14 protein-coding genes are annotated in these 14051 nt (G+C 63.9%); 4 read left to right on the top strand and 10 right to left on the bottom strand.

Going from position 1 to position 14051, the window contains the following annotated elements:
- Window positions 1-93 precede the first annotated feature (93 nt).
- The 3 genes from prfA to EN943_RS06065 all read right to left on the bottom strand — a co-directional run bounded on the left by prfA (window position 94) and on the right by EN943_RS06065 (window position 4791).
- Window positions 94-1173 (bottom strand): peptide chain release factor 1, encoded by a 1080-nt coding sequence (gene prfA / locus EN943_RS06055; RefSeq protein WP_127411902.1) that lies wholly within the window; start codon window positions 1171-1173, stop codon window positions 94-96.
- 10 nt (window positions 1174-1183) lie between these two features.
- A complete protein-coding gene (ptsP, locus tag EN943_RS06060; protein ID WP_013529460.1) occupies window positions 1184-3454 on the bottom strand; it encodes a phosphoenolpyruvate--protein phosphotransferase in 2271 nt (756 codons plus the stop codon).
- An 83-nt stretch (window positions 3455-3537) separates the two neighbouring features.
- The gene (locus tag EN943_RS06065; RefSeq protein ID WP_127411903.1) at window positions 3538-4791 is read right to left on the bottom strand and encodes an aspartate kinase; all 1254 of its coding nucleotides are present in this window, start codon (window positions 4789-4791) and stop codon (window positions 3538-3540) included.
- Between the two features lie 257 nt (window positions 4792-5048).
- Here EN943_RS06065 and EN943_RS06070 point away from each other — a divergent pair, with 257 nt between their 5' ends.
- Both EN943_RS06070 and ubiG read left to right on the top strand, forming a co-directional pair.
- Window positions 5049-6890, top strand: a complete 1842-nt coding sequence (locus EN943_RS06070) for a CHASE3 domain-containing protein (protein ID WP_127411904.1) — start codon at window positions 5049-5051, stop codon at window positions 6888-6890.
- A 115-nt stretch (window positions 6891-7005) separates the two neighbouring features.
- A complete protein-coding gene (gene ubiG, locus EN943_RS06075) occupies window positions 7006-7755 on the top strand; it encodes a bifunctional 2-polyprenyl-6-hydroxyphenol methylase/3-demethylubiquinol 3-O-methyltransferase UbiG (protein WP_023811162.1) in 750 nt (249 codons plus the stop codon).
- Window positions 7756-7757: 2 nt separating this feature from the next.
- Here the strand turns inward: ubiG and EN943_RS06080 are convergent, their stop codons facing one another.
- Window positions 7758-8276 carry a flavin reductase family protein gene (locus EN943_RS06080; RefSeq protein ID WP_127411905.1) on the bottom strand — a complete coding sequence of 173 codons (519 nt, stop codon included), beginning with the start codon at window positions 8274-8276 and terminating at the stop codon, window positions 7758-7760.
- 142 nt (window positions 8277-8418) lie between these two features.
- On the bottom strand, window positions 8419-9309 hold the full coding sequence (locus EN943_RS06085) for a DMT family transporter (RefSeq protein ID WP_127411906.1): 891 nt from the start codon (window positions 9307-9309) through the stop codon (window positions 8419-8421).
- A gap of 96 nt (window positions 9310-9405) precedes the next feature.
- On the opposite strand from EN943_RS06085, the gene EN943_RS06090 reads away from it, so the two are divergent.
- On the top strand, window positions 9406-9891 hold the full coding sequence (locus EN943_RS06090) for a MarR family transcriptional regulator (protein WP_127411935.1): 486 nt from the start codon (window positions 9406-9408) through the stop codon (window positions 9889-9891).
- A 129-nt stretch (window positions 9892-10020) separates the two neighbouring features.
- On the opposite strand, the gene EN943_RS06095 is transcribed toward EN943_RS06090, so the two are convergent.
- The 5 genes from EN943_RS06095 to EN943_RS06115 all read right to left on the bottom strand — a co-directional run bounded on the left by EN943_RS06095 (window position 10021) and on the right by EN943_RS06115 (window position 13094).
- Window positions 10021-10575 carry a hypothetical protein gene (locus tag EN943_RS06095; RefSeq protein ID WP_164778094.1) on the bottom strand — a complete coding sequence of 185 codons (555 nt, stop codon included), beginning with the start codon at window positions 10573-10575 and terminating at the stop codon, window positions 10021-10023.
- A 122-nt stretch (window positions 10576-10697) separates the two neighbouring features.
- Entirely contained in the window at window positions 10698-11123 is a 426-nt protein-coding gene (locus EN943_RS06100; protein WP_127259830.1) for a DUF1178 family protein, read from the bottom strand.
- Window positions 11120-11986, bottom strand: a complete 867-nt coding sequence (locus EN943_RS06105; RefSeq protein WP_127411908.1) for a carbon-nitrogen hydrolase family protein — start codon at window positions 11984-11986, stop codon at window positions 11120-11122. The genes EN943_RS06100 and EN943_RS06105 overlap by 4 nt, the downstream gene beginning before the upstream one ends.
- Window positions 11987-11996: 10 nt before the next feature.
- Window positions 11997-12266: a glutaredoxin 3 gene (gene grxC / locus EN943_RS06110; RefSeq protein WP_127411909.1), complete on the bottom strand. Its 270-nt coding sequence runs from the start codon at window positions 12264-12266 to the stop codon at window positions 11997-11999.
- Window positions 12267-12293: 27 nt separating this feature from the next.
- Window positions 12294-13094, bottom strand: coding sequence for a ComF family protein (locus EN943_RS06115; RefSeq protein ID WP_127411910.1), 801 nt, complete (start codon window positions 13092-13094; stop codon window positions 12294-12296).
- A gap of 65 nt (window positions 13095-13159) precedes the next feature.
- Between EN943_RS06115 and EN943_RS06120 the strand changes: the two genes are divergently transcribed.
- Window positions 13160-14035: a methyltransferase domain-containing protein gene (locus EN943_RS06120; RefSeq protein WP_127411911.1), complete on the top strand. Its 876-nt coding sequence runs from the start codon at window positions 13160-13162 to the stop codon at window positions 14033-14035.
- Window positions 14036-14051 lie beyond the last annotated feature (16 nt).

Genomic DNA, 14051 nt, shown 5'->3' on the forward strand with positions numbered 1-14051 from the left:
ATCAGCCTCGCATCGAGCGCCGGATCGTCGATCGAGGCGGCGGCAAGCCGGGCCCGCGCTTCCAGCAGCAGCGGCCCGAGTGCGTCGGGCAGGTCAGCCATCCACGCCGATGTCGGCGAGCAATTTCGACTGATGATCGGCGATCAGCGCGTTGATGATCTCGTCGAGTTCGCCCATCATCACCCGGTCGAGCTTGTAGAGCGTCAAATTGATCCGGTGGTCGGTGACGCGGCCTTGCGGGAAATTATAGGTCCGGATGCGTTCCGAGCGGTCGCCGGAACCGACCTGCGACTTGCGCGATTCGGAGCGCTCCTCGTCGGCCTTCCCGCGCTCCAGATCATAGAGCCGGGCGCGCAGGATCTGCATCGCCTTGGCGCGGTTCTGATGCTGCGACTTTTCCGCCTGCACGACCATGATGCCGGTCGGCAAATGGGTGATGCGGACGGCCGAATCGGTGGTGTTGACGTGCTGGCCGCCCGAACCCGAGGCACGCATCGTGTCGATGCGGATGTCTTCGGCCCTGATGTCGATGTCGACCTCTTCGGCTTCGGGCAGCACCGCGACGGTTGCCGCCGACGTGTGGATGCGCCCGCTCGCCTCGGTTGCCGGCACGCGCTGCACGCGGTGCACCCCGGATTCGAATTTCAGATGCGCAAAGACGCCCTTGCCCGACACAGTGGCGATGATTTCCTTATAGCCGCCGGCATCGCCATCGCTGGCCGAGGCCGTCTCGAAACGCCAGCCGCGTTCGGCGGCGTAGCGCTCATACATGCGAAACAGGTCGCCGGCGAAAAGCGCGGCCTCATCGCCGCCGGTGCCGGCGCGGATTTCGAGAATGGCGTTCTTGTCGTCGGCGGCATCCCTGGGCAACAGCAGGATCTGGATGTCCTTCTGCAGCGCCTCGATGCGGTCCTCGACCTCCGGCAGCTCGGCCTCGGCGAGCGCCCGCATCTCGGCATCGGTGCCCTTGTCGGCAAGCATGGCTTCGAGGTCGGCCTGCTCATGCTCGGCCAGGCGCAGTGCCCTGACCTTGGTAACCATGTCCTGGATTTCGGCATATTCGGACGCCATCCGTACATAGGCTTCCGGCGCCGGGCCGGCCGACATCTGCGCTTCGAGCATCTCGAAACGCTTGACGACTTGATCCATACGATCGCGGGGCAAATTGACCATGATGAGGCTGCTACAACGGGATCGAACGGTCGTCGGCAAAGGCCTGCAGCAGCGCCCGCATCGGCAAGCCCTGTGCTGGAGCCATCAGATTGTCGTCGAAAAACGCCTTCAACTCGTCCAGCGGCAGTTCCGTCAGCATCGCCTTGACCGGGCCGATCGAGGCCGGCGACATCGAGATCGAGCGGAAACCGAGTCCGATCAGCGCCATCGCCGAAATCGGCTTGCCGGCGAGTTCGCCGCACAGCGTCACCGGCGTATGGTTGCGGACGCCGGCATCGGCGATCTGCTTGAGCACCCGAAGGAACGGCGCCGACAGCGTGTCGAAGCGGTTGGCCAATTGCGTGTTGCCGCGGTCGACGGCCATGACGAACTGGAACAAATCGTTCGAACCCACCGAGACGAAATCGACCGCCTTCATCAATTCATCGAGCTGGAACAGCAGCGACGGCACTTCCAACATGGCGCCCAACTTCAGGCTGGTCGGCAAATGATGGGCAAAACGCGAGAGATGCCGCACCTCGCGGTCGATGATCTCGCGCGCCTGGGCGATCTCGCCAAGCTCGGTCACCATCGGCAGCATAAGCTTCAATTCACGCCCGCCACTGGCCTTGAGCAAAGCGCGTATCTGGGTGCGCAGCAGCCCCGGCCGGTCGAGCGTCAGGCGGATCGCCCGCCACCCAAGCGCGGGGTTCTCTTCCTGGATCGCGCCCTTGAAATAGGGCAGCACCTTGTCGCCGCCAATATCGATGGTGCGGAAAGTGACCGGCTTGCCGCGCGCCGCTTCGAGCACGTCGCGATAGAGCTTTTCCTGGGCCTCGGCCCGGGGAAATGTCGAGGCGACCATGAATTGAAGTTCGGTGCGGAACAGGCCGATGCCGGCCGCACCCGCTTCGGCAAGCTGCGGCAGGTCGACGGCAAGACCGGCATTCATCAACAGGTCGACCTGGACACCATCCCTGGTCGTCGATGGCTTCTTGCGCAGTTCGCGATAGACCTCTTGCCGGCGCGCCCGGAACCGCACTTTTTCGGCATAGGCGGCCTCGAGGTCGGGCTGCGGCCGCAAATGGATCACGCCCTCCTCGCCGTCGACGATGATGGCATCGCCGTTTTCCGCCATGGAAACGGCGCCCTTCATCTGGCCGGCGACGGGGATGCCCATGGCACGCGCGACGATGACGACATGGCTGGTCGCCGCGCCATCCTCGAGCACCAGCCCGCGCATCTTGTCGCGGGGATAATCGAGCAGCTCGGCAGCCCCCATCGAACGGGCGACGATGATGGCGTCCTTCGGCAGCGATGCGGCAACATCCTCCGGCCCGCGCCCCATCAGCTGGCGCAGCAGGCGGTTGGCGAGGTCGTCGAAATCGCTCATCCGCTCGCGCAGATAGGGATCGGTCATGTGCAGCATGCGGGCGCGCATGTCGCTCTGCACCTTTTCTACCGCGGCTTCGGCCGTCAGGCCGTTGCGGATCGCCTCTTCCAGCCGTCGCACCCAGCCGCGATCGTTGGCGAACATGCGATAGGCTTCCAGCACCTGGCGATGCTCGCCCTCGAAGGCGACGTCGCGGCGTTCCAGCATGTCGTCGATGGACAGCCTGAGCGAACTGAGTGAGGTCTCCAGCCGGCGGACCTCTTCCTCGCTGTCTTCGTTGAACAGATTGGTGACGACGATACGCGGCTCGTGCAGCACGACATGGCCAAGCCCGACGCCTTCATTGAAGGACAGGCCGGTGAAGCTGACAGGACGGCGCAGATCGAGTTCGAGGCCGGGCCGGGTCAGCCGCGCCAGATCGCCGGTGGCGATCATCTCGGCGATCACCATCGCCGTGGTTTCCAGCGCCTCGACTTCGTCGTCGCGGTAGTGGCGCATGGTCTTGTTCTGCACCACCAGCACGCCCAGCGTGCGCCCTGCCCGCAGCACCGGCACGCCGAGGAAGGAGTTGTAGATCTCTTCCCCGGTCTCCGGCAGATAGGCGAAGGCAGGGTGTTCCTGCGCATTGGACAGGTTGAGCGGCCGCGCGCTGGCGGCGATCGTGCCGACAAGGCCTTGGCCCAGCCGCAACTGTGCCAAATGGACGGCGTTCGGGTTCAAACCTTCGGTGGCGTAGAGTTCGAGCACCGAATCGGCGCGCAGCACATAGAGCGAGCAGACTTCCGCGACCATGTTGGAGGCGATGTCGCGCACAATCCGGTCAAGCCGCTCCTGCGGCTCCAGCGGCTCCTGCATGAGCTCGCGGAGCCGTTTGAGCAAAACGCGCGGGCCACTGGCCTGATCACGCATCGCGGCTTGTTCTCCAATGGGCATTCTGCCCGCCGCAGTTTCCACCGCGACCGGCGCACACGCAACAACTCAAATCGTTCTCGCTACTGCTTATCCAGACCGTAGACGGAATGCAAAGTACGAACCGCAAGTTCCGTATATGGACCGTCGATCAGGATCGAAATCTTGATCTCCGAGGTCGTGATGGCGCGAATGTTGATCGATTTGTCGGCCAGCGCCTTGAAAGCGGTGGCGGCGACGCCGGCGTGGCTCCTCATGCCGATGCCGATGACCGAAACCTTCGACATGCCGGCTTCCGACTGCACGACATCGTAGCCGATCTCGGCTTTCAGCCGTTCAAGCACGGCCAGCGCCTTGTCGACATCGCCCGACGGCACGGTGAAGGTCATGTCGGTGAACTTGCCGTCCTCGGAAATGTTCTGGACGATCATGTCGACATTGATGTTGGCCTCGGCCAGCGGCCCGAAGATGCCGGCGGCAACGCCCGGCCGGTCGCCGACCCGGCGCAGCGAAATCTGCGCTTCGTCCTTGGCGTAGGCAATTCCGGTGACGACCTGCTGTTCCACGATCTCTTCCTCGTCGCAAATGAGCGTTCCGGGCGGATTGAGCAAATCCCCCATTCCGGGCGCATCGGGATCGTCGAAGGACGACCGCACGAAGGTACGCACCCTGTGCACCATGGCAAGCTCGACCGAACGCACCTGCAGAACCTTGGCGCCGAGCGAGGCCATTTCAAGCATTTCCTCGAACGAGATCTTGGCCAGCCGCCGCGCCTTGGGCTCAATGCGCGGATCGGTGGTGTAGACCCCGTCGACGTCGGTATAGATGTCGCAGCGATCGGCCTTGACCGCCGCGGCGATGGCAACCGCACTGGTGTCGGAGCCGCCGCGGCCGAGCGTGGCGATACGATTGTCCGGGCCGATGCCCTGGAACCCGGCGATCACCGCCACCTGGCCCTCGCCGAAGCGCTTGATCAGGAACGCGCCGTCGATGTCGAGGATGCGCGCCGCTCCATGCGCATTGTCGGTCTTGATCGGGATCTGCCAACCCTGCCAGGAGCGGGCATGCACGCCCATATTTTGCAAGGTGATGGCCAGAAGGCCGGCCGTGACCTGCTCGCCGGAAGCGACGACCGCATCATATTCGCGTGCGTCGTGCATCGGCGAGGCCTCACGCGTCCAGCCGACCAGTTCATTGGTCTTGCCGGCCATCGCCGAAACGACCACCGCAACCTCATGGCCGGCGTCGACCTCGCGTTTGACGTGACACGCCACGTTGCGGATGCGGGCGATGTCGGCGACCGAGGTTCCGCCGAATTTCATCACGATGCGCGCCATGGGAGCGAAATGCCTTTGCCTGAAGCCGGATCCCAGCCAAAGCCGGAATCCCGAAAAGCGGAAGGCCGGCTGACGCCGGCCGCTGAATGCGCGGCCTCCTTAGCCAAATGATGAAGGTTTCGCAAGGCTGGCGGCCGATTGCCGGCTCCGGAAGCCGGCATATTGCCTTCCGCCCCGCTGCCGCCTACGAAATGCTGCCCGCGGGGAATTCTTTTGGCTCGGCATACCAGATGATGATTGCTCGTCTTCGACGTGCCATGCGATGGCAATCACTCCCGCTTATCGCCGGCTTTGCCGTGCTGGCGCTGATTGTCGGCAGCCGTGCCATGCTGGTCGAGGAACAGCGGGCCAACCGCGCCGCCGCGCGCGAGGCAATCGAATATCAGCAATTGCTTTCGGGTCTGCTTTCTCTGGCGCAGGAAGCCGAGAGCGGCCAGCGGGGCTATCTGCTGACCGGCGAGAAATCCTATCTCGAACCCTATCGGAGCGCTGTCGGCGCCATTCCGGGCCAACTTGCCCGCATCGACAGCTTGACTGCCCCCGACGACCAGCTCGTCCAGCAGATCAGCCGTATCAAGGACGCGCTTTCGCAAAAGCAGGCTGAACTGGCCGAGACGATTGCCCTGTACGACCAGGGCAATGCGACGAACGCGCTGGATCTGGTTCGCAGCGGCCAGGGCAAGGCCGTCATGGACGAAATCCGGACCAGCATGGATACGGTCCGACGCATCAGCGCCGCAGCCGTCGCCGCGCGCGACGCGCATACCGATCAGGTGGAGGCCTGGCTACGCATCGGTTCGCTGGCGGCGCTGCTGGCGATCTTCCTGCTTGCCGGCTACGCGATCAGGGAATCGCGCCGCCGCTTCCGTGAGGTTGCCGTTGCCCAGGATGAGTTGGTCCACAAGAACGTCGCCCTCGGCAAGGAGATCGAGACGCGCGAAAAGGCCGAATCCCAGATCCGCCAGATGCACAAGATGGAGGCGGTCGGCCAGCTTACAGGTGGCATCGCCCACGACTTCAACAACATGCTGGCGGTGATCATCAGCGCCATGAACCTCGCCCAGCGCAAGCTGGCGCGCGGCGAGCACGACATCGCACAATTCATCGATGCGGCGATCGATGCCGCGACCCGTGCCGCCAATCTGACGGCCCGGCTGCTCGCCTTCTCGCGTCAGCAGCCGCTGGCGCCGCAGATCGTCGACGCCAACCGTCTGCTGACCGGCATGTCCGACCTGATCCGTCGGGCACTCGGCGAAACCATCCGCATCGAAACGGTGCTCGCGGGAGGCTTGTGGAAAACCCATGCCGACCCGAGCCAGATCGAGAACGCCGTTCTCAACCTGGCCGTCAACGCGCGCGACGCCATGGGCGATGATGGCAAGCTGACCATCGAGACCGCCAACAGCCATCTCGATGAGAACTACGCCGCCGCCCATGCCGAAGTCGCGGCCGGCCAGTATGTCATGATCGCCGTCAGCGACACCGGTTCGGGCATGAGCCCCGATGTCATGGCCAAGGCCTTTGAACCCTTCTTCACCACCAAGCCGGTCAACAAGGGCACCGGCCTGGGATTGAGCCAGGTGTTCGGCTTCGTCAAACAGTCGGGCGGCCACGTCAATATCTATTCCGAACCCGGCGAAGGCACGACGATCAAGATCTACTTGCCGCGGTATTTTGGCGCCGAAGAGCCGGCCGTGCCCACCGGGCGAGGCAACAACCCCGCCGCACCCGTCACCGAAACGATCCTTGTCGTCGAGGATGATGCCCGCGTGAGGGTCTCCACCACCGGTGCCATACGCGAACTCGGATACACCGTCATTCATGCCGCGAGCGGCGAGGAAGCGTTGCAGAAACTGGCGGAGAGCCCGAACGTCGCCCTTCTGTTGACCGACATCGTCATGCCCGTCATGAACGGCCGCAAGCTGGCGGAAGAGGCCGTTGCCCGCATGCCGCAACTGAAGGTGATCTTCACCACCGGCTTCACCAGGAACGCCGTGGTCCACAACGGCGTGCTCGACCACGACGTGCATTTCCTCGCCAAGCCCTTCACCATCGAGCAACTGGCGGCGAAACTGCGTGACGTGCTCGGCACGAAGTAGGCAGGCTGCGCTGCCAGCCCAGTCGGTCTGTCAGCCCCTTTGGCAGCATCGAAAATTGTTGCCTTGACATTCGCGGCCTCACGCCCGACTTCCTAGCGTTCGAGGAGACCAACCGATGCCAGAGCCCCGACGATCGACGATCGATGCCGGAGAAGTGGAACGCTTTTCCGCCCTTGCCGCCGAATGGTGGAACCCGAACGGCAAGTTCCGTCCCCTGCACAAATTCAATCCGGTCCGGCTGGCCTATATCCGCGACCAGATAGCGACGCGCTTCGGCCGTGACCCGCGCGCTGCAAGGCCTTTCGAGGGTCTGCGCATCCTCGACATCGGCTGTGGCGGCGGACTTTTGTGCGAGCCGATGGCGCGGCTTGGCGCCGAGGTTGTGGGCGCGGATGCCTCCGAAACCAACATCGAAGTGGCCAAGCTGCACGCTGCCGAGGGCAATGTCAGCGTCGACTATCGCGCCACGACGGCCGAGGACCTTGCCGACGCCGGCGAAAAATTCGACGTCATCCTCAACATGGAAGTGGTCGAGCACGTCGCCGACATCGATCTGTTCGTCGCCAAATGCGGCGAGATGGTCCGGCCCGGCGGCATCATGTTCGTGGCCACCATCAACCGCACGCTGAAGGCGCTGGGCTTAGCCATCATCGGCGCCGAATATGTGCTGCGCTGGCTGCCGCGCGGCACCCACCAGTTCGGCAAGCTGGTGCGCCCGGAAGAGCTCGAAAAGGCGCTTGGCGGCGCGGGCCTGACCATCATCGACCGCACCGGCGTCACCTACAACCCGCTGGCCGACCGCTGGGCGCGCTCGAAGGACATGGACGTCAACTACATGGTCCTGGCGGAAAAAGGCTCGGTCTGATCTTATTCAGAATTCAACGGCCTGTAGCCGCCGCGCCAGTAGATCAGCGCCTGGCCGGCATCGGACGTGCGCACGGCCTCGACCGAACCAATGACGATCGAATGCGTGCCGCGATCGATCATCTCGTCGAGGCTGCAGTCGAAGGCGGCCACCGCATCCGAAAGCAGTAAAGCTCCGGTCTTGAGCGTCATCCATTCGGCACCCTCATAGCGGTCCTTGCCCTTGATGCCGCCAAAGCCGGAGAACCGCTCGGCCACGCGCTGATGCTGGGGGCCAAGCGAATTGACGCCGAAATGCCGGTAGCGCTCGATCACCGGCCAGGTCGACGACGACCTGTTGACGCAGGCGATCACCTTGGGCGGCTCGGCCGACAGCGAGACGACCGAAATGACCACCAGGCCGGAGCGATCCTCGCCGGTGCCGGCGGTGATGACGCTGACATTGCCGACGATCAGCCGCATCGCGGCCCGAAAATCAGCTGCATCGACAGCAGTCCCCTCGGATGTCTTCGGTTCGTTCATGGCTTGCTCCAGAGCACGATCCCAAAAAGGGAAAAGTCCCCGGAAAAGACCACGCTCAAACAGGAAGATAAAGCAGATCTGGATACAAATTCAGGTGAGATCGGTTCCAGGCGCGAAGGCAGTTCGGATCCCCTGCGACCGCTCACGCCTTCTGGCTTTGTGCCCTGGTGGTGATGAACACGCCGGCGGTGATAATGAGCGCGCCTGCCCAGGTCAGCAACTGATAGTGCTCGCCGAGGAAGATCGTTCCGGCAAACAGGCCGACGGCCGCCGCCACATAACCGATCTGGCTGAGATAGACCGGACCGCCGACCGCCTGCAGCCGGAAGAAGAAGGCGAACATCGCCGACGCCGACGCGGCTTGCGCGACGACCACCAGCGGCACGCCGCCGAGTGGCACGAAGGCCTTGACGCCGAACAGGGCGAGAATGCCGACAAGCAGCATCGCCGCCGACGCCAGATGGCTGCCGACGGCAAGCTCGATCGGGCCGGTGCCTTCCGGCCAGTCGACCGTGCGGTAGATGTTGCCGGCGGCAAGACTGACCGGGATGAGCAACCCCATCGCCACCCAGAACAGATCGGCCGGCTGGCCGGCCTCGCCGCGCGTCACCGCGACCATCACGGCGCCGACGAAGCCGACGGCGATGCCAACAATGCCAAGCATGTTGGGGCGCCGGACACGCAGCAGGATCGAGAACACCAGCGTGATGACAGGCGACAGCGTGAACATGATGCCGGTGTAGCCGGCGCCCAGATGCGGGATGGCCGAGAACATCAGGAGATTGGGGACGGCATAGGACACCGCCGCGGTGACGAAAAAGTAGCGCAATTTGTGCGCGGTGAGCCGGATCCGCTTGCCGCGAGCCAAGAGCACGCACAGCAAGACCCCGCCGGCGCCGAGCGAGATGACGAAGGCCCAGACCATGGCCGGCACGCCGGCAGCCGTGGCGAGCTTGCCGAACGGCAGCGTCAGGCCGAGCAGGCCGCCGGTGACGACCAGCAGGCCGAGCGCCGAATCCCAGAGAAGTTTCATTGACCGAATCCTGTAGCGCGGCCCTTGGCCGGCGTTGCATGTTACGATAAGATAACGGAAAGATTCTTAACGTCAAGATATATGGTGGTGAGACAATTGGACAGGGCAGCAAGAGCGATCGAGCAATGGAAGCGGGAGCGGCCCGATCTGGATGTCTCGCCGATGGGTGTGCTCGGGCGGCTGAACGAGGCCTCCTCGCTGATCGCCCGCGAGCGCCTGGCGCCGTTGTTTGCCCGTTATGGATTGCAGTCCGGGGAATTCGACGTGCTGGCAACGCTGCGCCGTTCAGGCTCTCCCTACGCGCTGACGCCGACCGCCCTCTATGAAGCGACGATGGTGACGTCAGGCGCCATGACCAACAGGCTCGACCGGCTCGAGACGTCCGGATTGATCCTGCGCGGGCCGCATCCCAACGATAGGCGCGGCATTGTCGTGAGGCTGACCGAGAAGGGCCTGGCCTTGATCGATGAAGCCGTTACCGCCCACGTGGCCAACGAACATGAGGTTCTCTCGGGCCTGACGCCGGCGGAACAGGAGACGCTCTCTCGGCTGCTTGAGAAATTGATCGGGAGTGTGGGCTAGAGCAATTCCAAGAAAAGTGTGAAACGGTTTTCCCAGGAAAAACGCATAGCGTTTTCCTTGGGAATAGCGTCAAAACAAAGAGTTAGAGCAGCTCGCCGTTTCCGTGAAACGGTGAAATGCTCTAGCCGGTCAATTCATAGGCTGCCGCGAGAACCGGCGCCGGTGTTTCCAGCGCTGGTATGATACGGTGAGGTGAACAAGCCGGGCCGGCATGTTGAGGTAGAGCAGAGCATCTCGCAAACCACTGAGATTTCGCTCACTCATCGCCTTGTCGGAAAAGTCCGGCATAGCCTCAAGTGTCGCTTCAGCTTGCTGGCTCCGACCCTTTCCTGTCGGCAATCTGGCCGCAAAGGCTATTTCTCGACGCAGACAGACCTGCTCGACGCGATCCCGCAACGCCTCTTCGTAGCCGATGCCGCATCGCATAAGCCGCGCATGGGTGGCCTCATGGACGATAATCGAAGCGACCAATTCCGGCGTCGTCTCTTCGCTGATGATATGGCGCTCGTCCAATTCGCACGCCTTGGAGGAGTTTGCCCATTGCGCGACGGAAGCAGGAAGGGTTGTGACGAATACCTGTCTTACGTCCCCAAGCAGCCGTCTGTAGCGCACTGGATCAAAATCACGAATAAGCTGAAGTGCCTCGACGATCTTGTCGGTGCCCTTGTCGCTGATGATGAGCAATCCGTCGATCGTTCGGGTACCGCTAAGCTTCACGGCGGCCCAGCGGGCCAATCGGCCAACGACGGCTCTTATGCTGCGTCGCGGCTCAATCGCTTCTGGGTCGCGCAAAGCTCCCTCGGAACTCAGTTGCGGTCGTCCGGGAACACCGGAATCGGCATGAACTCGACGCCGTCCTCGGCCAGGCTCTTGGCTTCTTCCAGCGTCGCCTCGCCATAGATGCCGCGCGGGTCGCTCTCGCCGAAATGGATCTTTCGCGCTTCCTCGGCGAACTTGTCGCCGACATAATCGGCATTCTCGCGCACCTTCTCGGCCATCGCCTTGAGCTGCGCCAGCGCCTGCTTCTGCGCCTCGCCCATGGCCAGCGCTATGGTTTCCTGCTTGCGCGCCGTGGAGACGGCCGGCGCCATCAGCGCTTTCTGCACCTTGTGCGAACCGCAGGTGGGGCAATCGACGAAGCCGCGCTTCTTCTGGGTGTCGAAGTCGTCGTTGCTGCGGAACCAGCCTTCGAATTCGTGCTCGTGCTCGCAGATCAGGGCAAAACGGATCAAGAGGCTGCACCCCTGAGCCGCGGCAACTCGCCCAAGCCGGCATTGACGGCGAAATCCCGCGCATTTTTGAGGTTGGGGATCTTCTTGCGCGCGGCAAGCGACTGCGCCGGGTCGATCTCGGCGACGATCACACCAGGCTCGTCATGTGCGGCTTCCGCAATGATACGGCCCCACGGATCGACGATCAGCGAATGACCGTAGGTCTCGCGGCCATCCTCATGCAAGCCGCCCTGCGCGGCGGCGACGACATAGGCGCCGTTCTCGATGGCGCGGGCCCTGAGCAGCACGTGCCAGTGCGCCTCGCCCGTCTGGCGGGTGAAGGCAGCAGGTACGGAAAGCAGGTCGGCGCCGGCCAGTGCCTCGGCACGGAAGAGTTGCGGAAAGCGCAGATCGTAGCAAACGGCGAAGCCGAGCTTTGCACCCTCGATCTCGGTGACGACGGCCTCGGTGCCCGGTTCGTAAGCCGCAGATTCACGCCAGCTCTCGCCATTGTCGAGATCGACGTCGAACATGTGGATCTTGTCGTAGGTGGCGAGCGTGGCACCGTCCGGCCCGAACAGCAGCGCCCGGTTGGCGAGCTTGCCGTCGGCGCGCAGGATGGCGGTCGAGCCGATATGCAGGAAGATGCCGAGGTCCCTGGCCAGCCTGCGCGCGGTCGCGACGACGATGTCCTTGTCTTCGGAGGTGAATGATGCGGCGCGCGCTTCCTTGTCGCGGATCAGCGCCCCGGTCATTTCCGGCGTCTGGATATAGGTCGCGCCCTGACTCGCGGCTTCACGCACCAGCCGTTCGAGATCGACGGCGTTGCGCTCGGGGCTCTCGCCTGAACGCATCTGGATCGCAGCGGCTTTGAAAACACCCATCGTCATTCCCTCAATTCGTCGCGCCGTTGGCGAGCAGTTTGTCCAGCCGGCCTTCGGCCTCCAGCTCGTGGAGGTCGTCACAGCCGCCGACATGCGTATCGCCGATGAAAATCTGCGGAAAGGTCGTGCGGCCATGCGCCCGGGAGATCATCTCCTGGCGCAGTTCCGGCGAGAAGGAGGCATCGTGCTCGGTAAAGGCTATGCCCTTGCGCTCGAGCAGCCGCTTGGCTGCCGTGCAATAGCCGCACATCATGCGGGTGTAGATCGTGACATCGGCCATGACGAATTTCCGCTGTTCGTTGCCGACTTATATAGTCGCGGACTCGTCCGCCCGGAAGTCCCCCGGCAACACACGGGCAAAGGTCAGCACGTCGACGGCGGCCGCACCTCCCCTTTTCAGCGCCTTCGTGGCGGAACGCACCGTGGCGCCGGTGGTGTAGACATCGTCGATCAAAAGCACCCTGCGGCCGGCGATCTCGATTTCCGCCTCGGCTGGTACCCGAAAGGCGGCCCGCACATTTTCCTCGCGCTCGCTGCGCTCCAGCCCGACCTGCTGGCGGGTGAGCTTCACGCGCTGCACCGCCGAGGGGGCAAAGGGCAGTTCGCTGAGCGCCGAGACCGCCCTTGCCAGTTCCGCCGATTGGTTGAAGCGCCGCCTGAAAAAGCGCCGCCAGTGCAGCGGCACCGGCACCACCACATCCGCCTCGGCGATGAGATCGGCACCCGCACGCACCATCCAGCGCGCCATCCAAGGTGCCAGATCGGTGCGATCCTGGTATTTCAACCCTTGCACCATTTGGCGGGCAACGCCGGAATAGGCGACCGCCGCCCGCGCCCGCTCGAAAGGCGGCGGATCGGCAATCGCCTCGGCCGACAGAAAGCCTTCGCCCATATGGTGGGTGAAAGGCGTACCCATGACGGGACACCATGGCCGCTCCAGCAGCCTGAGCTTCGGCCAGCAGGCGCCGCACAGCACGCCCGGCTGCGAGACATGCCGGCGGCAACCGGCGCAGACCGGCGGGAACAGCATACGCGCCGGCCAGCCGACAACCGACCGGGCGAGGTTCGTGATCCCGATGGGCTTGATCTTGGGCATCGGATCGGTCACGTGGTTGCTCCTGCGCACCACTATATCAACGATCTTGGAGCGTGGACAAACAAAGGATCTGCCCGTTGCAGCCGATAATGGATACCTCTCTGTGGCTGGCGCACAAGCGGCGCGCGCTTGCCCATCCCGTCGACGGCGCGGACTTCCTGATGCGCCGCACGGCCGAGGACCTCGCCGACCGGCTGGGCGCCGTCGAGCGCAGGTTCGTCAAGGCGGCCGCGCTGTTTTGCCAGACGCCGGCGGCAGCCGAAACGCTCGCCGAAAGCGGCAAGGTCGCCGACATTGTCCGCGTCGAGACGGATACGGTTTTCCTGAGTGGTGGCGATCTCGGCTTGATCGCACCGCTCGAAACCGTGCCGTTCGAAGCGGAAAGCCTCGATCTGGCGGTGTCGCTTTTGTCGCTGCAGGCCATGAACGACATTCCCGGCATGCTGATCCAGATCCGCCGTGCGTTGCGGCCGGATGGGCTTTTCCTCGGCGCCTTTGCCGGCGCCGGTACGCTTTTCGAGTTGCGCGAAAGCCTGCTTGCGGCCGAGACCGAGCTTTACGGCGGCGCCAGCCCGCGTGTCGCCCCGTTCACCGACGTCCGCGATGCCGGTGCGCTGCTGCAGCGCGCCGGTCTCGCTCTGCCGGTCGCCGACGTCGAGACGGTGACGGTGCGCTATGCCAGCCTGTTCAACCTGATGGCGGATTTGCGGGCCATGGGCGAAACCAATGCGCTCACCGATCGCAGCCGGCGGCCGGGCTCGCGCAAGCTGTTTGCCCGTGCGGCGGAAATCTACGCCGAGCGGTTTTCCGACCCCGACGGCCGCGTCAGGGCAAGTTTCTCGATTGTCTGGATGTCCGGCTGGGCGCCCGACGCTTCGCAGCAAAAACCGCTGAAGCCAGGGTCGGCCAAGATCTCGCTGAAGGCAATCCTGGAGGCGCCCGGCGGGCAATGATCCTGCCCGCAGGCGC

Source organism: Mesorhizobium sp. M7A.F.Ca.US.006.01.1.1, from assembly GCF_003997935.1.
GTDB lineage: Bacteria > Pseudomonadota > Alphaproteobacteria > Rhizobiales > Rhizobiaceae > Mesorhizobium.

Coding starts and splice junctions, on each gene's coding strand:
- prfA (WP_127411902.1), bottom strand. CDS start 1,173: ATGGTCAATTTGCCCCGCGATCGTATGGATCAAGTCGTCAAGCGTTTC.
- ptsP (WP_013529460.1), bottom strand. CDS start 3,454: ATGCGTGATCAGGCCAGTGGCCCGCGCGTTTTGCTCAAACGGCTCCGC.
- EN943_RS06065 (WP_127411903.1), bottom strand. CDS start 4,791: ATGGCGCGCATCGTGATGAAATTCGGCGGAACCTCGGTCGCCGACATC.
- EN943_RS06070 (WP_127411904.1), top strand. CDS start 5,049: ATGCGATGGCAATCACTCCCGCTTATCGCCGGCTTTGCCGTGCTGGCG.
- ubiG (WP_023811162.1), top strand. CDS start 7,006: ATGCCAGAGCCCCGACGATCGACGATCGATGCCGGAGAAGTGGAACGC.
- EN943_RS06080 (WP_127411905.1), bottom strand. CDS start 8,276: ATGAACGAACCGAAGACATCCGAGGGGACTGCTGTCGATGCAGCTGAT.
- EN943_RS06085 (WP_127411906.1), bottom strand. CDS start 9,309: ATGAAACTTCTCTGGGATTCGGCGCTCGGCCTGCTGGTCGTCACCGGC.
- EN943_RS06105 (WP_127411908.1), bottom strand. CDS start 11,986: ATGGGTGTTTTCAAAGCCGCTGCGATCCAGATGCGTTCAGGCGAGAGC.
- grxC (WP_127411909.1), bottom strand. CDS start 12,266: ATGGCCGATGTCACGATCTACACCCGCATGATGTGCGGCTATTGCACG.